The sequence below is a fragment of the Neorhizobium vignae genome, assembly GCF_000732195.1.
Taxonomy (GTDB): domain Bacteria; phylum Pseudomonadota; class Alphaproteobacteria; order Rhizobiales; family Rhizobiaceae; genus Neorhizobium; species Neorhizobium vignae.
This window is the reverse complement of record NZ_JNNU01000014.1, coordinates 126,144-143,183: the sequence shown is the minus strand read 5'-3', so window position 1 is coordinate 143,183 and position 17,040 is coordinate 126,144. Positions and strand designations below refer to the sequence as shown.

At 62.2% G+C, this 17,040-nt stretch carries 16 protein-coding genes; 7 read left to right on the top strand and 9 right to left on the bottom strand.

Annotated features, from left to right (window positions below; genetic code table 11):
* Positions 1–13 precede the first annotated feature (13 nt).
* Genes glcF through GQ59_RS22825 form a run of 3 tightly spaced genes read right to left on the bottom strand, consistent with a single transcriptional unit; the run spans position 14 to position 3,980 of the window.
* On the bottom strand, positions 14–1,318 hold the full coding sequence (gene glcF / locus GQ59_RS22835; protein ID WP_037085466.1) for a glycolate oxidase subunit GlcF: 1,305 nt from the start codon (positions 1,316–1,318) through the stop codon (positions 14–16).
* Positions 1,318–2,544, bottom strand: coding sequence for an FAD-binding protein (locus GQ59_RS22830; RefSeq protein WP_037085463.1), 1,227 nt, complete (start codon positions 2,542–2,544; stop codon positions 1,318–1,320). Before GQ59_RS22830 ends, glcF begins: the two co-directional genes overlap by 1 nt.
* Positions 2,541–3,980 carry an FAD-linked oxidase C-terminal domain-containing protein gene (locus GQ59_RS22825; protein ID WP_037085460.1) on the bottom strand — a complete coding sequence of 480 codons (1,440 nt, stop codon included), beginning with the start codon at positions 3,978–3,980 and terminating at the stop codon, positions 2,541–2,543. The genes GQ59_RS22830 and GQ59_RS22825 overlap by 4 nt, the downstream gene beginning before the upstream one ends.
* A 99-nt stretch (positions 3,981–4,079) precedes the next feature.
* Between GQ59_RS22825 and GQ59_RS22820 the strand changes: the two genes are divergently transcribed.
* From GQ59_RS22820 to GQ59_RS22795, 6 genes are all read left to right on the top strand, one after another.
* Entirely contained in the window at positions 4,080–4,853 is a 774-nt protein-coding gene (locus GQ59_RS22820) for a FadR/GntR family transcriptional regulator (protein ID WP_051904148.1), read from the top strand.
* A gap of 214 nt (positions 4,854–5,067) precedes the next feature.
* A complete protein-coding gene (locus GQ59_RS22815; RefSeq protein ID WP_152564426.1) occupies positions 5,068–5,574 on the top strand; it encodes an NUDIX hydrolase in 507 nt (168 codons plus the stop codon).
* A gap of 141 nt (positions 5,575–5,715) precedes the next feature.
* Positions 5,716–7,221, top strand: coding sequence for an inorganic phosphate transporter (locus GQ59_RS22810; RefSeq protein WP_037085451.1), 1,506 nt, complete (start codon positions 5,716–5,718; stop codon positions 7,219–7,221).
* A 115-nt stretch (positions 7,222–7,336) separates the two neighbouring features.
* Complete coding sequence (locus GQ59_RS22805) at positions 7,337–8,074, top strand: 16S rRNA (uracil(1498)-N(3))-methyltransferase (protein WP_037085448.1); 738 nt, start codon at positions 7,337–7,339, stop codon at positions 8,072–8,074.
* Between the two features lie 128 nt (positions 8,075–8,202).
* Entirely contained in the window at positions 8,203–9,576 is a 1,374-nt protein-coding gene (locus GQ59_RS22800) for a glutamate--cysteine ligase (RefSeq protein WP_037085445.1), read from the top strand.
* Between the two features lie 89 nt (positions 9,577–9,665).
* Positions 9,666–10,568, top strand: coding sequence for a DUF937 domain-containing protein (locus GQ59_RS22795; RefSeq protein ID WP_037085442.1), 903 nt, complete (start codon positions 9,666–9,668; stop codon positions 10,566–10,568).
* An 81-nt stretch (positions 10,569–10,649) separates the two neighbouring features.
* On the opposite strand, the gene GQ59_RS22790 is transcribed toward GQ59_RS22795, so the two are convergent.
* A complete protein-coding gene (locus tag GQ59_RS22790) occupies positions 10,650–10,949 on the bottom strand; it encodes a YjiS-like domain-containing protein (protein WP_051904147.1) in 300 nt (99 codons plus the stop codon).
* Between the two features lie 200 nt (positions 10,950–11,149).
* Here GQ59_RS22790 and GQ59_RS22785 point away from each other — a divergent pair, with 200 nt between their 5' ends.
* The gene (locus GQ59_RS22785) at positions 11,150–12,100 is read left to right on the top strand and encodes a LysR substrate-binding domain-containing protein (protein ID WP_024163461.1); all 951 of its coding nucleotides are present in this window, start codon (positions 11,150–11,152) and stop codon (positions 12,098–12,100) included.
* A 118-nt stretch (positions 12,101–12,218) separates the two neighbouring features.
* On the opposite strand, the gene GQ59_RS22780 is transcribed toward GQ59_RS22785, so the two are convergent.
* The 5 genes from GQ59_RS22780 to GQ59_RS22760 form a co-directional block, all read right to left on the bottom strand.
* Positions 12,219–13,103 carry a dienelactone hydrolase family protein gene (locus GQ59_RS22780; protein ID WP_037085439.1) on the bottom strand — a complete coding sequence of 295 codons (885 nt, stop codon included), beginning with the start codon at positions 13,101–13,103 and terminating at the stop codon, positions 12,219–12,221.
* Positions 13,104–13,307: 204 nt separating this feature from the next.
* A complete protein-coding gene (locus GQ59_RS22775) occupies positions 13,308–13,727 on the bottom strand; it encodes an MAPEG family protein (RefSeq protein WP_037085436.1) in 420 nt (139 codons plus the stop codon).
* A 103-nt stretch (positions 13,728–13,830) separates the two neighbouring features.
* Positions 13,831–14,193: a hypothetical protein gene (locus GQ59_RS22770; RefSeq protein WP_037085434.1), complete on the bottom strand. Its 363-nt coding sequence runs from the start codon at positions 14,191–14,193 to the stop codon at positions 13,831–13,833.
* Positions 14,194–14,364: 171 nt separating this feature from the next.
* Positions 14,365–15,867: an IMP dehydrogenase gene (gene guaB, locus GQ59_RS22765; protein ID WP_037085431.1), complete on the bottom strand. Its 1,503-nt coding sequence runs from the start codon at positions 15,865–15,867 to the stop codon at positions 14,365–14,367.
* A gap of 181 nt (positions 15,868–16,048) precedes the next feature.
* Positions 16,049–17,038: an MBL fold metallo-hydrolase gene (locus GQ59_RS22760; RefSeq protein ID WP_037085428.1), complete on the bottom strand. Its 990-nt coding sequence runs from the start codon at positions 17,036–17,038 to the stop codon at positions 16,049–16,051.
* Positions 17,039–17,040: the final 2 nt, after the last annotated feature.

Below are 17,040 nucleotides of genomic sequence, written 5' to 3'. Positions count from 1 at the left end.
ATTGAGCGGAATTTTATCCGGCCGGGATTTTTTCCGGCTTCGGGCCGCCATAAGCCCAATCCAGAAGCTCCACCGTGTGCAGGATCGGGATCGCGGTGCCGGAGGCGATCTGGGTGATGCAGCCGATATTGCCGGTGGCGATCACGTCCGCCTTGGTGGCCTCGATATTCCTGACCTTGCGGGCCTTCAACTGGTCCGAGATTTCCGGCTGCAGGATATTGTAGGTGCCGGCCGAACCGCAGCAGAGATGCCCCTCCCCCGGATCGCGGACAGTAAAACCCGCAGCCTTCAGGAGATTCTTGGGTGCCATGGTGATCTTCTGGCCGTGCTGCATAGAACAGGCGGAGTGATAGGCGACGTTGAGCCGCTTCGGCTCCAGCCTCGGCAGATCGAGCGTCGAGAGATATTCGGTAATGTCCTTGGCAAGGCTCGAGATCCTTGCCGCCTTGTCCGCATAGGCCGGATCGAGGCGGAGCATGTGGCCGTAGTCCTTGATCGTCGTGCCGCAGCCCGACGCGGTGATGATGACCGCATCAAGGCCGCCCTTGTCGATCTCGCGCGTCCATACATCGACATTGCGGCGGGCAAAATCGAGCGCCTGCCCTTCACGGCCCATATGATGAACGAGAGCGCCACAGCAACCCTCGCCCTCGGGCACCACCACTTCGACGCCGAACCGGGCGAGAAGCCGGAGCGTGGCTTCGTTGATGCCCGGATCGAGCACCGGCTGGGCGCAGCCCGACAGGATCGCAACGCGGCCGCGCTTCTCAGTCTCGGGCGCACGAGTACCGGGGTTTGCCGCGTCGGAAACCTTGGCGGCGGATTTCGGCGCGAGATCCAGCATGGCACCGAGCGGCTTCAGTACAGGGACACGCTTGAGGAGCGGCGCGAAGGGGCGGCCGAGTCTTGCGAAACCGAGCGCGGCGCGAAACCGGGCCGGATAGGGCAGCACGGCCGCGAGCAAGTTGCGGATCAGGCGGTCGACCAGCGGGCGGCGGTAGGTGTTCTCGATATGGATGCGGGCATGGTCGACCAGATGCATGTAGTCGACGCCGGAGGGACAGGTGGTGACACAGGCAAGGCAGGAGAGACAGCGGTCGATATGGGTGACCACTTCCTCATCCGCCGGCCTGCCGTTTTCCAGCATGTCCTTGATCAGGTAGATGCGACCGCGCGGGCTGTCGAGTTCGTTGCCCAGGGTCACGTAGGTGGGACAGGTGGCGGTGCAGAAGCCGCAATGGACGCAACGGCGGAGGATCTGCTCGGATTCGGCCACCTGCGGGTCGGCAAGCTGAGCGAGGGTGAAGTTGGTTTGCACTAAAGGATCCCTCCCGCTGTCGGGGATGCGTAGCCCATCTTGCCCGAGCAAAAAATGCCGGCCGGGTCGAGCTTCTGTTTGACGCGGGCAGAAAGTGCCGCCACCGCGTCCGGAAGCGGCTCGAAAGCCGGGGTTTGGGCGCGCACCGCATCCGATGCCCGCAGAAGCGTCGCATGGCCGCCACCGAGAGCGCGAATATAGCGGCGCAGCAAATCCGCTTCCGGGTCTGCCTCCATGCGCATCCATACCAATCCGCCCTGCCAGTCGTAAAAGGCATCGACGCCGGTTTCGAGCCGGAGGGCGGCGACGAGTTGGTGGCCCGCAGACGGGGCGATCGAGACCCGCCAGACGGGTTTGAGCGTTCCATCCGAATAGGGATAGACATCACGGATCTGGCGCCAGAGCGTTTGGCTCTCCTCCAAGCCGAGCCGGGAGACCGGACCGAATGCCTCCATGACGGCGGCGAGTTTTTCGGCTCGCACGGAAACCGACGCGGCAAGGCCTTCGAGGCGCAGGACGGTCGCCTCCCCGCTCGGCAATGCACCGCCGAGAAAACGGAACCGGACGGTCTGCGGCAGGTGGGCAGCGCCCGATACCTCGACCGGCAGCGCCATTGCCGCCGCCATCGCCTTTGCGGCAGTGGCGTCATCGAGGCCGGAGATGACGATGGTTTCCACCGTCTGCGGCACCGGCAGCACCCGGAAGGTCACCTCGGTCAGGAAACCGAGCGTGCCGTGCGAGCCGGCCAGAAGCTTGACCAGATCGAGGCCGGTGACGTTCTTCATCACCCGGCCGCCGGCGCGGATCGCCTCGCCCCGGCCGTTGATGAACCGGATGCCGAGCAAGCTGTCGCGGGCTGCACCGGCGACGAAACGGCGCGGGCCGGAGACATTGGCGGCAAACACGCCGCCGATCGTCGGTTCGCCGAGCGTGCCCATGACGCCGCGATGGTCCATCGGCTCAAAGGCCATCATCTGCCGGTTGGCCGCAAGCGTCGTCTCGATCTCGGCGACCGGCGTGCCGGCTTTGACCGTCATCACCATTTCCGCCGGCTCGTAGTCGACAATTCCGGAAAGTCCGGTCGAGTTCATAATTTCGGCAGGCTCGGCGGAATTGCCGAAACCGGCGCGGGTATTGCCGCCGCACAGCGAAAGCTTTTTGCCGTCGCCGGCGGCATTCCGGATGATATAGGCGGCGTCCGTTTCGGAATTCGGTATCAGCGTCATGCGGCAGGCCGTCCATCCAGCGGAAAGACCTTGGACGGGTTGAGTATCCAACCTTCATCGAAAGCGTAGCGCACCGCCATCTGCTGGTTGAGATCGGCCTCCGAATACTGGTGGCGCATCAGGTCGCGTTTCTCGATGCCGACGCCGTGTTCGCCGGTCAGGCAGCCGCCCGCATCGACGCAGAGTTTCAGGATCTCGTTGCCCGCCTCCTCGGCCCTGGCAGCATCCTCGGGGTCGTTGGCGTTGAACAGGATCAGCGGATGCATGTTGCCGTCGCCGGCATGAAAGACGTTGGCGACCCTGAGCCCGAAACGATCGATGATCTCGGAGGTCTTGTTGAGAACATAGGAGAGCTTGCCGAGCGGCACCGTGCCGTCCATGCAGATATAGTCGGCGATGCGGCCGGTGGCGCCGAAGGCGGACTTGCGGCCTTTCCAGATCAGCGCCGCCTCGGTCGCCGACTGGCTTTCGCGCACGGTCTTGACGCCATGACGGCCGGCGATCTCGACGATCGCCTTCAGCATCGCGTCCATTTCGGCCTCGGAACCCTCGACTTCGACGATCAGCAGCGCTTCTACATCGAGCGGATAACCCGCATGGGCGAATGCCTCGCAGATCTCGATCGCCGGCTTGTCCATGAATTCGATGGCAACCGGAATGATGCCGGAGCCGATGATATCGGCGACGCAGGCGCCCGCATGTTCGGACGTATCGAAGCCGAACAGGACCGGGCGGGCACCTTCCGGCTTGGCGATCAGCCGCACCACCGCCTCGGTGACGATGCCGAGCTGGCCTTCCGAGCCGCAGACGAGGCCGAGCAGGTCGTAACCCGCCGCATCCAGATGTTTGCCACCGAGTTCGATCACCGTGCCATCGACCAGCACCATCTTCACGCCGAGCAGGTTGTTGGTGGTGACACCGTATTTCAGACAGTGGGCGCCGCCGGAATTCATGCCGATATTGCCGCCGATCGTGCAGGCGAGCTGGGAGCTCGGATCCGGCGCATAGAAAAAGCCGTCGATGCCGACCGCTTCGGAGATGTTGAGGTTGGTGACCCCAGCCTGCACGGTGGCGGTGCGGTTGGCGTAGTCGACTTCCAGGATGCGCGACATCTTGGACAAGCCGAGCACGACCGCATCCTCCTGCGGGATGGCGCCGCCGGAAAGCGAGGTGCCGGCCCCGCGCGGCACGACCGGGATGCCATAGCGATGACAGTATTTCATCACCGCGGCCACCTGCGCCGTGGTCTTCGGCAGGGCAACCGCAAGCGGCAGCCGGCGATAGGAGACGAATGCGTCGGTTTCGAACGGCACCAGCTCGCGCGCCTCATGCACCAGGCATTCGGGCGGCAGAAGCTCGGTCAGGTCGGCAATGATCGCCGCCCGGCGCGACAGCACCGCCTCGCGAGGCTTCAGAAAACTGATCGTATCGGCCACCGGCACCTCCTAAAGACATTCAACTGGTATACTTTTTTTACCAGTGATACAAGAAGCTCGGACGCCCCGGCTGGCATCACCCGATTGGAGACGGCAAAGTTGACGCATGAGCTTTTCGCGCCGGTGCCGCATGGTCGAACTGCGGACGAGGTCATCCTGCAGATCGAGAGCCTGATCCTCAACGGCGTGCTGCGCGACGGCGATCGCCTGCCCGGCGAGCGCGAGTTGGCGCAGCGGTTCGATGTTTCCCGGCCGATCCTGCGGGAGGCGCTGAAAGAGCTGGAAGCACGCGGGCTTCTGGTGAGCCAACATGGCGGGGGCACTTACGTGGCCGATATCGTCGGCAAGATCTTCTCGCCGCCGCTGGTGGCCCTGATCCGCCGGCACCAGCGGGCGGTTCACGACTATCTGGAATATCGTCGCCAACTCGAAGGCATGACGGCGGAGCTTGCCGCCGAACGAGCGACCGACACCGACAAGCAACTCATCGAGCGCATTCTGGAGACGATGCGCAGTGCGCATCGGGACGGGCGTTTCGAGGACGAGCTGACAACCGACGTCGAATTCCACAATGCCATCGGCGATGCGGCGCACAACATCATTCTCATGCACACGCTGCGCGCCTGCTACCGGCTCCTCAGCGACGGGATCTTTTACAACCGCCGCATCATCTTCAATATCGGCGGCGCCCATGATGCCGTGATGACCCAACATGAGGCGATCGGGCGGGCGATACTGGACGGCGACCCCTCCAAGGCCAGAAAGGCTGCGGAAGACCATATCGACTTCATCTCCAAGGTCACCAACGAGGCTGAACGCACGGGAGAATGGAGCAGAATCGCACAACTCAGGATGATCCAGACCAAGGTCTGAGGCCATTTCTGCGGATGGCCGGACGTCATGCACAATTACAATTGAACACCTGTGCAAATTTCTATTGACGTGAAACCAAGTGGCCCCACAATGGTTATCGCTTCGATGGTCGTTATCCACCGTGATTCTTCTCAAAAGAAGCTGCTGAGGGTCGTTAATCCTCGCGCAAGCATTATATTAGTAAATTACCATTTGCTGGAGGATTAAACAGAAATTGGGCTTGATGGATCGGGTTACGAGCAATCTCAGGTTGATGCTGCAGCGGCCGCCGCGGCAGCAGTATGCTGCGCTTTGCTACCGGATAAAAAAGAAGCCGGGACAACTCGAGGTTCTCGTTGCGACCAGTCGCGATACCGGCCGCTGGGTCGTGCCCAAGGGCTGGCCGATGACCGACAAGAAAGCTCACCAGGTCGCCGAACGCGAAGCGTTCGAAGAAGTTGGCGTCAAGGGCAAGGTGGAGAAGGAACCGCTCGGTTTTTATCACTACCGCAAGACGCTCGATAACGGCCTGAAAATCCCCGTGCGGGTGCAGGTCCACGCGCTCGAAGTGGAAGAGTGCCTGAAAAGCTATCCGGAAAAAGGCTCTCGAACGCTGGAATGGGTTTCCTGTGAAGAGGCGGCGTTGCGCGTCAATGAGCCGGAACTGAAGATTCTCTTCCTGCAGTTCGCCGAACGGATGCAGCCGCGCGTTCCGCAGCTTTCGATCAAGGCTGCAAGCTAGGGCCTCGAAGCGCCTTCACAATTCCGCAATATTGCCTTCGCCTACGCACGCTATTAAGCGATAGGCCTTGATTTCTTCCGAGAGGCGGAGACGGCAGGCAGTTCCGTTCTCGCGCTTCACTTTTCACCCAAGGATGGAGATATGGGCCAGAGAAGGCCGCGCCTGGCGAAGCCGACGCTCGACAAGGATCTGGAGAAATTCTCCTCCGTGGAGGAAGCCGCCCGGCAGATGTCGCGCGGGCTTGCTGCACCGGGAACGGCACTGCTGTTCATCATCCTCGTCGCCATCTTTGCGGCCGCCTATGTCACGGGCAAACCCGGCGCCGTCGTCGTCATCGCTGCTTCCGGCCTTGCCGCCTACATGGCGATGAACATCGGCGCCAACGACGTCACCAACAATATCGGCGCGGCCGTCGGCGCCCGCGCCATGACGATGACCTTCGGTCTCGGGCTTGCGGCCGTCTTCGAAGTGGCGGGTGCAGTGCTCGCCGGCCGGGGCGTCGCCAACACGATCGCCAACGGCATCATGCAGGGCGGCATGATCAGCAGCCCCGACGTGCTGATATGGGCGATGATGGCGGCACTCCTCTCGGCCGCGGTGCTGATCAATGTCGCGACCTGGCTCGGTGCGCCGATTTCCACCACCCATTCGATCGTCGGCGGGGTCATGGGCGCCGGGATCGCGGCAGCCGGACTTTCCGCGGTCAACTGGGGAACGATTGCGGGCATCACCGCAAGCTGGGTCCTTTCACCGATCCTTGGCGCCGTCATCGCCGCCGCCTTCCTGTTCCTCGTCAAGGAAACCATCATCTACCGCGAGGACAAGATCGACGCGGCGAAGAAATGGGTGCCGGTGCTGATCGGCGTGATGACCGGCGCCTTTGCAGGCTATCTGGCGCTGCTCGGGCTGGGGGAACTGGTGGACGTATCGCCGCCGGTTGCGACGCTGGTCGCCCTCCTGACCGGCCTCGCCGCCTGGCGCCTGCTGATCCCGGTGATTGCCCGGCAGGCCGAGGGGCTCGAAAACCGCAACCAGTCGCTACGCACGCTCTTCCGTATTCCGCTCATCCTTTCTGCGGCGCTGCTCTCGTTCGCGCATGGCGCCAATGACGTTTCCAACGCCATCGGTCCGCTTGCGGCGATCGTTTCTGCCGCGCAAAGGGGCATTTCGACCGGCGTGCGCATCCCGCTCTGGGAACTGATCATCGGCGGCCTCGGGATCTCGCTCGGCCTGCTGCTCTATGGCCCGAAGCTGGTCCGGCTGGTCGGCGCCGAGATCACCAAGCTCAATCCGATGCGCGCCTATTGCGTCTCGCTGTCGACGGCACTGACCGTGATCGTTGCCTCCTGGATCGGGCTGCCGGTCTCCTCGACCCATATTGCCGTCGGTGCGGTGTTCGGCGTCGGCTTCTTCCGCGAATGGTATACCCGCCATTCCCGACGCCGTTTCGAATACATGCGGGTGCGGGCCGGAAAGGACCTCGATACCACCGAGCCCTTCGAGCGCAATGACGACGAACTGAAACGGCGTTACCTGGTGCGGCGCTCGCATTTTCTTAGCATCATCGCGGCTTGGATGATCACCCTTCCGGCGGCCGCAACCCTTGCGGCGCTGATCGCCACGGCTATGTTCGCGCTGTTCGTCTAACGCGTCGGGATCTTTCAGATTCGCCTGTGACGCTTTAGATCCGTATTTTTTCGCATGTCGTCGCCACAAACCGCTGCACACTTTTGCGCGACATGCTCTGGGCTTCGAGGTTTTCATGCGCGCCAATTTTCGGATGCAGAGGCTGTTCATCGAGGCGCCGCTCGGCGCCGGTGCCCGCCATGAGGTGTCGTCGGAGCAGTTCAACTATCTCGCCAACGTGCTGAGGATGGAGGAAGGTTCGGCGATCCTGCTCTTCAATGGCCGCGACGGCGAGTGGAAAGCGAAAATTACCTATCCGACCCGCAAGAAGATCGTGCTGGAAGCGATCGAGGAAACCCGGCCGCAGCCGCCGGCCTCCGACCTGCATTATCTCTTCGCACCGCTGAAGGTCGGCCGTCTCGACTATCTGGTGCAGAAGGCGGTCGAGATGGGCGCCGGGTTCATCCAGCCGGTCATGACCCAGCATGTGCAAGGCAAGATCACCAGCATGGATCGGCTTCAGGCGAATGTGGTGGAGGCCGCCGAGCAGTGCGGCATTTTGTCGGTGCCGGAGGTCGCGCCGCCGAGGAAGCTCGGCGACCTGCTCGACACCTGGCCCCACGATCGGCGCATCATTTTCTGCGACGAAGGCGACGAAGGCCAGAACCCGCTGCCGATCCTCTCGGCGATCAAAGAGAGCAAGCTGGCGCTGCTGGTAGGCCCGGAAGGCGGATTTTCGGACGAGGAAAGGGGAAGGCTGCGCTCGCTTTCCTTCGTTACCGCGATACCGCTCGGGCCCCGGATATTAAGGGCGGATACGGCCGCGGTCGCTGCGCTTGCGGTCATCCAGGCAGCGGTCGGCGACTGGCGTTGACCCGCTTGACATGACGGCCTTGAAAATTCTGAATCTATCTTGAAAGAAATTCACTTGCAGCGCACATCAATCCGGTCCAATCAGCCGGTTATCCGTCCAGATCAGGCATTCCGAGCAAGGTAATCTTCATGGCCCGCGATACGACCGACCAGACACCGCTTACCTCGGTGTCCGAGCTTTCCGCCTACCTGGCGAAGGGACCTCGGCCGAAGGAAGATTTCCGCATCGGCACGGAGCATGAGAAATTCGCCTTTTTCCGGGCGGACAACAGCCCGGTTCCCTATTTCGGCGACGCCAGCATCTCCGCGCTGCTGAAAGGCATGGAAAAGAAGCTCGGCTGGGAGCCGATCCTGGACGGCGAGAACATCATCGGGCTCGGCGAACAGTCCGGCATGGGCGCGATCTCCATCGAGCCCGGCGGTCAGTTCGAGCTTTCCGGCGCGCCGGTCGAGAGCATCCACCAGACCTGTCGGGAATCGAACCACCATCTCGCGGTCTTGCGCGAAATCGCCGAACCGATGGGCATCCGTTTCCTCGGCATCGGCGGCAGCCCGAAATGGACGCTCGCGGAAACCCCGCGCATGCCGAAATCCCGCTACGAGATCATGACGCGCTACATGCCGAAGGTCGGTGCAAAAGGCCTCGACATGATGTACCGCACCTGCACGATCCAGGTGAATCTCGACTTCTCCTCGGAAGCGGACATGGCCGCCAAGATGCGCGTGTCGATGAAGCTGCAGTCGATCGCGACCGCGCTGTTTGCGTCCTCCCCGTTCACCGAAGGCAAGCCGAACGGGCTGGTCTCCTGGCGCGGCGACATCTGGCGCGACACCGACAACCGGCGCTCCGGGGTGCTGCCTTTCGTGTTCAAGCCAGATTTCGGCTTTGCCGACTATGTGGAATGGGCGCTCGACGTGCCGATGTATTTCGTCGTTCGCGACGGCAAGTATCACGACTGCACGCATGTCACCTTCCGACAGTTCATGAACGGTGCGCTGAGAGGCGAGATCAAGGACTGGGAGCCCACCATGGGCGACTGGACCAACCACCTTTCCACCCTCTTCCCCGACGTTCGCCTGAAGCGCTTCCTCGAAATGCGCGGCGCCGACGGCGGCCCCTGGCGGCGGATCTGCGCGCTGCCGGCCTTCTGGGTCGGCCTGCTCTATGACGACACGGCGCTTGCCGACGCCGAAACGCTGACGGCCGACTGGACGGTCGAAGACGTCATCGCCATGCGCGATGCCGTGCCGGCGAAGGGCCTGAAGGCCGAGATCAAGGGCAGGCCGGTGCTCGACGTCGCCCGTGAGGCGGTGGCGATCTCCAAGGCGGGTTTGAAGGCCCGGGCGCGGCTTAACGGCGAAGGCCAGGACGAGAGCATCTTCCTGCAACCACTCGACGAGGTGCTCGCCAAGAAGACGACCATGGCGGACGACATGCTGTCTCTCTACCACGGCCGCTGGAACGGTTCGGTCGAGCCGGTGTTCGAGGAATACCAATACTGAGGGGAGATTGAGATCGGTTCTAAAAACCGGTTTCCGTTCAGCACTTTCCGGATATAGTGGTGCATCACCCGAACCGGAAAGGATTCTCCATGCTGCCACTGTTCGACATGATGCTCAGAGCTCAGGACGGCGCAGGCATGGAGGCGATCGCCAAGCAGTTCAACCTGGCTCAGGAACAGGCTACCCAGGCCATGGCGGCGCTGATGCCCGCCTTTTCCTCCGGGTTCAAGCGCACCAGCGCCAATCCTTACGACCTCACCTCGCTGATGAACAGCATGGTGTCCGGCGCCTATGCCAAATATTTCGAGGACCTGACCAAGGCTTTTACACCGCAGGGCACGACGGACGGCAATGCCGTGCTCGAAAAGCTGTTCGGCTCGAAGGAAGTCTCCCGCGCGATCGCCGCGCAGGCCGAACAACTCACAGGGATCGGCCAGGAAGTCTTCAAGAAGATGATGCCGGCCATGGCCGACACATTGATGGGCGGGCTGTTCAAACAGATGACCGGGCAGATGACCGGCGCCAACGAGGCGTTTGCCGCCTCCCCGATGGGCCAGATGCAGCAGCAATGGCTCGAAAGCATGGGCCTGCAGCCGAAGGCGAAACCGCAGACGGCCGCCAACCCTTTCGACAACCCCTTTGCCCAGGCAATGCGTTCCATGTGGGGCCTCGAAAAGCCGGAACAGCCTCAACCTTCGAGCGCCAACCCTTTCGCCGACAATCCCTTCACCAAGGCCTTCCAGGACATGATGGGCGGCGCCTTCCCGAACCAGAGCCCCTCGGCCGCTGCACCCGCACCGGAAAAGCCTAGGGAAGCACCCGCGGCCGAACCCAATCCCTATCGCGACGTGCTGAACAACATGTTCGACAGCGGGCTTGAAGTGCAGAAGAACTACCAGAAGAACATGGAAGCGATCTTCGACACCTATCTGCGCAATGGCACAGGCGCCAATGCCGAAGCGGCGCCTGCAACTCCAAAGCCATCCAAATAAAAAAAGCCCGGCACGGATCGACCGGCCGGGCAAGCAGCAGGGCTATTGGCTATCACCCTGCGGGGAAAAGGTCAGGCAAGATCAGCGATTGGCCGGTCTTGCAAAGCGGTGCCGCGCACGCTCGCGGGCGGCACGCGACAGAAGCAGAGACGGATCATCCAGCGCGCCCGAGTGATTGAGCGCCATCACCACATCATGCCGTGTGATGCCGATATCGTTGAGCTGGCGGTCGTCGAGATCATGGAGGCGATTGCTCGCCAGACGATTGCGAAAGGCACGCCATACGGATTTCGTTCGCAGCACCACGAGGCCAAAGCGGCCATACGCACCGCGCCCTTCGTGAACGAGGTCGAGTTCAGTTCCGCAGTCGGTCGTGCTCATGGGTCTATCCTTTCGCAGGCACGAGAAAGGCCATCCCTTCCGCGGAGGTCCGACGGAAGGGCTGCCAAGGTTGGGTGCTCAGGGAAGAAGCACCCTTCGATTTTGATTTGCGATCCCCTTATCGCGTAAAATCTATTGATCAGTCCAACGAATGTTTCTAATGGTTAGCATCAAACCCTCTGATGGATGGATGACCTATCATGTCCGCGCCGCTTGATATCGATCAGTTGCATACCTTCATTTCTATCGTGGACACCGGCAGCTTCACCAAGGCTGCCGACCGGGTGTTCAAGACCCAGTCCGCCGTGTCGATGCAGATGCGCCGTCTCGAGGAACGGATCGGCAAGCAGCTGTTCGCCAAGGACGGCCGCGGCAACCGGCTGACTGCCGAGGGCGAGAAGCTGCTGAATTACGCGCGGCGCATCATCCGCCTGAACAACGAGGCGATTGCCGCCTTCGACGACAACCGTCTCGAGGGCACGCTCAGGATCGGCACGCCGGACGACTATGCCGACCGCTACATGCCGGAGATCATCGGCCGCTTTGCCAAGACCCATCCGAATGTCGAGCTCTATATCGTCTGCGAGCCGTCGGTCAGCCTTGCGGAAAAGATGGCGCGCGGGGAGCTGGATATCGCGCTCGTCACGCACAATCCGCGCCAGAGGATTTCCGACGTGGTGCGCACCGAGCCGCTCTGCTGGGTCGGCTCGGCCAACCATCCGCTGAAGGACGACGCGCCCGTGCCGCTCGCGGTCGGCCGCCGCGATTGCCTGTGGCGGCAGCTCGCCTGTTCGGCGCTCGATGCGGACGGACGCGAATACCAGGTCCTGTTCACGAGCTGGTCCTCGACCGTCGTCGCCGCAGCCGTGCTTGCCGGCATGGCCGTCTCCGTACTACCGGAATCGGCTCTGCGCACCGGCATGAAGGTGCTGTCGTCCGCCGACGGCTTTCCGCCGCTGCCGCCGGTGCAGATCGGCCTGATGAAGCGGCCCGGGCTTTCACCGTCGCTGATGAATGCCATCACCGACCACATCACGGCCTGCCTCGACAACATCTCGCCGGCCGTGATGCCGGACGATCTGGATGGTGAGGTCAAAACCTTCCAGCGCATGCCACGGGCTCGGGCCGGCTCGGTGATGCCTGGGTGGTGAAGGACTAGCCGCCAAGCCCTTGGCGGCTATCGGGAATGCTTGTGAGCGTTGACGTAAGCGCGGAAGAAGCCGGACTGGGCCCGGCTTTCTGCCTTCGTGATCGAGGTCAGGCAATCGGTTACGCCAAGTTCTTCTTGAAGAACGCCACCGAGCGGCTCCAGGCGAGATCGGCGGCTGCCTTGTCGTAGCGGGCCGACGAGGTATCGTTGTTGAAGGCGTGGTTGGCGCCGTCATAGACGAAGATCTCGAAGGTCTTGCCGCCCTTTTCAAGCGCCGCCCTGAAGGCCGGAATGCCGGCATTGATGCGCTCGTCGAGACCGCCGTAATGCAGCATCAGCGGCGCCTTGATGGCGGGCACATCCTCCGCCTTCGCCTGGGCGCCGTAGTAGGCGACGCCGGCGTTGAGGCCGGGTGACTTCACAGCAAGATTGTTGACCGCGCCGCCACCCCAGCAGAAGCCGATCGCACCGACCTTGCCGTTCGCGCCGCTGATGCCGGCGAGATAGGCGCGGCTTGCTTCGCCATTGGCCGAAACCTCTTCGGGCTTCAGCGAAGAGAACATCTGCCGGGCCTGCTCTTCATCCGCCGGCGTGCCGCCCTGGGGCGCCAGAAAATCGACGGCGAGCGCATTGAAGCCCTCGAGCGCCATACGGCGGGCAACGTCCTTGATATGAGCGTTGAGGCCGCGATTCTCGTGGATGACCAGGACACCGCCGCGCGTGCCGGAAGCATTCTTGGGTTTTACGAGATAACCCTTCATGGTCACGCCGTTGGCGCCCGGATAGGTAACGTCCTCCGTGGTCAACCGTTCGTCATTGGCAGGAATGATGTCCGCCATGGCAGAACTGGCGCCGATCAGGGGCGCGATCGCCGCGGCAGCCGCCCCGGAGCCGGCAAGCTGGGTCAACTTTTCCATGAAGCGGCGACGGTCCAGCGTCAGGTGGGTATATTCGTCATAGGCGTCGATCATCGCCTGGGTGATCTTCGGGGTCTCGTTGTCCATGGTTTGCTCCTCCGTAGCAGATTGTACGACGACGAAATCTATACTGAGGAACTGCCACTTGAAGATGAAACACTGAGTGATCTAAGTGCCGGATATTACACTTGTTCGTGAGGTTGCCTTGATCGATGGGCCCGCCAGGATTGTGGCGGAGGCTGCCAACGGGCACGGCTCTCGAACCCACCCTGGCATTCACTAGCGGCCCGGCTAGTTCAGGGCCAGCCAGACCGCGAGCCAAGCCCACATGGCCATCACCGCAAAGAAGCCGATAATGAAGATCGGGCGGCGATAGCGCAGCCGGTTGCTGGTGAGATGCACATAGGAATGCACATAACGGGACAGGACGAAGATCCAGGCGAGAGCAACTGTCCCCCAATTGTCTGCGGTCGAGACATACAGCACGAGGCTGACGGCGTAGAACAGGACCGGCAGTTCGAATTGGTTCCGGAGGTTGTTGTAGACGTTCAAGCTTTCGGGCGGCTCCCGAAGGTTGTCACGGAACTCGCCGGCTTTGATGCTGCCTGCCCTGACGGCCTCGAAGCGTTTCCTTGACAGCAGCCAGTAGAGAAAAAAGACGAGCACGGCATGCGCGATCATCGGCCAGAGCGTCGCATCAGTAGAAAGCATCGGTTCTCCTCACTCTTCCTCGGGGGAACCAGATCACGCGGGCTCTCCTATACGCAATGGCGCCGCTTGACCGGCGCCACGCACTATCATCCATGACCGCAGGTTATTGCGGGATCAGGTTCTCTGTGCCGGATCCGTCCTTGCCGGAAATGGTCCAGGCGCCTTCCAGCGAGCCGTCGTCATTGACCTTGTAGACGACGAGGCCGACCGCCTTGCCGAGCACGTAACCGGCAGCGAAGGAATCGCCATAGAGCATGCAGATGCCGCTGGACGTGGAGGATCCGGTTTTCCACTCGATCGAGCAGGTCGTTTCGCTGGTCAGCGAGATCTTCGCGGTTCCCTTGTAGGCGGAACCATCGAGATTGGTGCCCTCGACATCATAGGTACCGGCGCGAACGATCTGCGCCTGCGCAGGTGCAACGAATGCCGCGCCCAGAAGGAGCGCGCAAGCCAGAAACTTCTTCATGTTTACCCCCGAAAATTGCCCATCGGCACAATCGCCACCGTTGGTTATTTAGCAGGGAATCACGAAAGACATAAGCAACCGGGCCTCCCGATGAGGCTCTTGCGGCTGGCATCCACCGGACTTTTTTTGAAATTCGAGGGAGGAGGCAACACCCTCCTCCCATCACGGATATCAGACGCCAGCGCCCGGATAGTTGGGGCTCTCGCGGGTGATCGTCACGTCATGCGCATGGCTTTCGCGCAGGCCTGCGCCGGAGATACGCACGAAGGTGGCGCGCTCCTGGAATTCCTTGAGATTGGCGCCGCCGACATAACCCATGGCCGCCTTCAGACCGCCGCCAAGCTGGTGCAGCACGCCGGAGACCGGGCCCTTGTAGGGGACCTGACCCTCGATGCCTTCGGGAACCAGCTTCAGCGTGTCGCGCACTTCCGCCTGGAAGTAACGATCGGCGGAACCACGCGCCATGGCGCCAACCGAGCCCATGCCGCGATAGGCTTTGAACGAGCGGCCCTGGTAGAGATAGACTTCGCCCGGGCTTTCATCGGTGCCGGCCAGCAGCGAGCCGATCATCACGGCGGATGCGCCGGCGGCGATCGCCTTGGCGAGGTCACCCGAGAACTTGATGCCGCCATCGGCGATGACCGGGATGTTCTGCGCGCGCGCGGCTTCGACGGCCGACATGATTGCCGCGAGCTGCGGCACGCCGACGCCGGCGACGATGCGGGTGGTGCAGATCGAGCCCGGACCGATGCCGACCTTGACCGCATCCGCGCCGGCATCGATCAGCGCCTTGGTGCCGTCGGAGGTCGCGACATTGCCGGCCATGACACGCACGTGGTTGGAGATGCGCTTCACCCGCGTGACCGCATCGAGCACGCGCTGCGAATGGCCGTGGGCCGTATCGACGACCAGCAGATCGACGCCGGCCTCGATGAGACGTTCGGCACGCTCGAAACCATCGTCGCCGACGCTGATCGCAGCGGCCGCACGAAGGCGCCCCTGGGCATCCTTCGAGGCGTTCGGATTGAGCTGGGTCTTTTCGATATCCTTGACGGTGATGAGACCGACGCAGCGGCCTTCGCCATCGACGACCAGCAGCTTCTCGATGCGATGCTTGTGAAGAAGGCGCTTGGCCTCGGTCTGATCGACGCTGCTTTCCTTGACGGTGATCAGGTTCTCGCGGGTCATCAGCTCGTAGATCTTCTGAGCCGGATCCGACGCGAACCGGACGTCGCGGTTGGTGAGAATGCCGACCAGCCGGCCCGGGACATGACCGCCGCCGTTCTCGACGACCGGAATGCCGGAAATGCTGTAGGACTTCATCAAGGACAGCGCGTCGGCGAGGGTCGCATCAGGGCCTATCGTCACCGGGTTGACGACCATGCCGCTTTCGAACTTCTTGACCTGGCGAACCTGTTCGGCCTGTTCGATCGGGGTGAGGTTGCGGTGGATGACGCCGATGCCGCCTGCCTGCGCCATGGCGATGGCAAGCCGGCTTTCCGTCACCGTATCCATGGCCGAGGAAATGATTGGCAGGTTGAGCTCGATATCCTGGGCGATGGTCGTCGCGATATTCGTCTGGCCCGGCATGACTTCGGAATGGCCGGGCTGCAGGAGCACGTCGTCGAAGGTAAGCGCATCTGCGCCGGTTGCGGTTTCAATGATGCGTGCCATTGCCAAATTCCTTCGATCTAGAAAATGCGGGATGCGCTCAGGAACGACTTGGATACGTCCCGACGCTCCGGCAACAATTGCTTGGAAGTTGGCGAGGGCTGGTAACACGTTCATGACAAGAAGGGAATAGCAAAAACCCGAGAGAAGCTTCTCCCGGGTTTCGATTGCTTTTCAACAACAATCAGATGTCGAACTGATAGGTCTTCGGCACGAACCGGTAGCCGGTGCCCTGCTTTTCGACGAAACCGACCGCCGGAAACGGCATGTGATAGCCGAGGAAGGCGACCTTGTCCGTGGCGACCATGTCGAGGACCTTCTTGCGGGTGGCCGCCCCCTGCGTCTTGTCCATGTCGAAACGGACCTCCCATTCGGGCCGCTGAAGCGACAGGACGTAGTGGTTGACCGTATCGGCGGCGAGGATCAGGCGCTTGCCTTGCGATTCGATATTGAAATTCAGCATGCCGGGCGTATGGCCCGGCGCCAACATGGCGGTGATGCCGGAGACGACTTCACCGCCATCCTTCAGGAAGGTCATCTTTTCGGCAAGCGGCTTCACATTGGCGAGCACGCTCTTCTGGTTGCCCTCTGCGGGCGTGCCGGCGCGGGCAGCATCGGTCCAGAAGTCGTATTCCACCTGGCCCGTGACATACCGCGCCTTCGGGAAAGCCGGCTTGCCGTCTTCCATGAGGCCGCCGATATGGTCGCCATGCATGTGGGTGATGACGACGATCGAGATATCTTCGGGCATGTAGCCAGCGGCCGCCAATCCTTCGATCAGACGTCCGACGCCCTGGGCGCGGCCCGGTTTGCCGAGGCCGGTATCGAACAGGATCACGTTGCTGCCGGTATCGATCAGCGTCGGTGAGAAGCTGTTGACGAACTGTTCCGTCGGCAGAAAGTTCTGGGTCAGCAGCGCTGCGAGCGTTTCGGGCGGCTGGTTGAGGCCGAAGGTTTCGCCGGGAGCGCCGGAGGGACGGGCCCCATCCTTCACCGCCAGAACCTGGAAACCGCCGAGCTTGAATTTGTGGATATCCGGCGGGGTCACATGATCGATAGCCAATTTCTGGGTCTCCTGGGCAAAAGCCCCGGCATTGATGATCGCCGGCGCAGCGAGGATGCCCAAACCGGCTGTGCCGATAAGGGTGCGCCGTCCGATACCTGAATTCGTCATGA

Bases quoted from the DNA above. Each gene is read 5' to 3' on its own strand.
- GQ59_RS22760 (WP_037085428.1), bottom strand. From the start codon at position 17,038: ATGACGAATTCAGGTATCGGACGGCGCACCCTTATCGGCACAGCCGGT.
- GQ59_RS22790 (WP_051904147.1), bottom strand. From the start codon at position 10,949: ATGAGCACGACCGACTGCGGAACTGAACTCGACCTCGTTCACGAAGGG.
- GQ59_RS22775 (WP_037085436.1), bottom strand. From the start codon at position 13,727: ATGCTTTCTACTGATGCGACGCTCTGGCCGATGATCGCGCATGCCGTG.
- GQ59_RS22795 (WP_037085442.1), top strand. From the start codon at position 9,666: ATGCTGCCACTGTTCGACATGATGCTCAGAGCTCAGGACGGCGCAGGC.
- GQ59_RS22810 (WP_037085451.1), top strand. From the start codon at position 5,716: ATGGGCCAGAGAAGGCCGCGCCTGGCGAAGCCGACGCTCGACAAGGAT.
- GQ59_RS22780 (WP_037085439.1), bottom strand. From the start codon at position 13,103: ATGGACAACGAGACCCCGAAGATCACCCAGGCGATGATCGACGCCTAT.
- GQ59_RS22805 (WP_037085448.1), top strand. From the start codon at position 7,337: ATGCGCGCCAATTTTCGGATGCAGAGGCTGTTCATCGAGGCGCCGCTC.
- GQ59_RS22800 (WP_037085445.1), top strand. From the start codon at position 8,203: ATGGCCCGCGATACGACCGACCAGACACCGCTTACCTCGGTGTCCGAG.
- guaB (WP_037085431.1), bottom strand. From the start codon at position 15,867: ATGGCACGCATCATTGAAACCGCAACCGGCGCAGATGCGCTTACCTTC.
- GQ59_RS22770 (WP_037085434.1), bottom strand. From the start codon at position 14,193: ATGAAGAAGTTTCTGGCTTGCGCGCTCCTTCTGGGCGCGGCATTCGTT.
- GQ59_RS22785 (WP_024163461.1), top strand. From the start codon at position 11,150: ATGTCCGCGCCGCTTGATATCGATCAGTTGCATACCTTCATTTCTATC.
- GQ59_RS22830 (WP_037085463.1), bottom strand. From the start codon at position 2,544: ATGACGCTGATACCGAATTCCGAAACGGACGCCGCCTATATCATCCGG.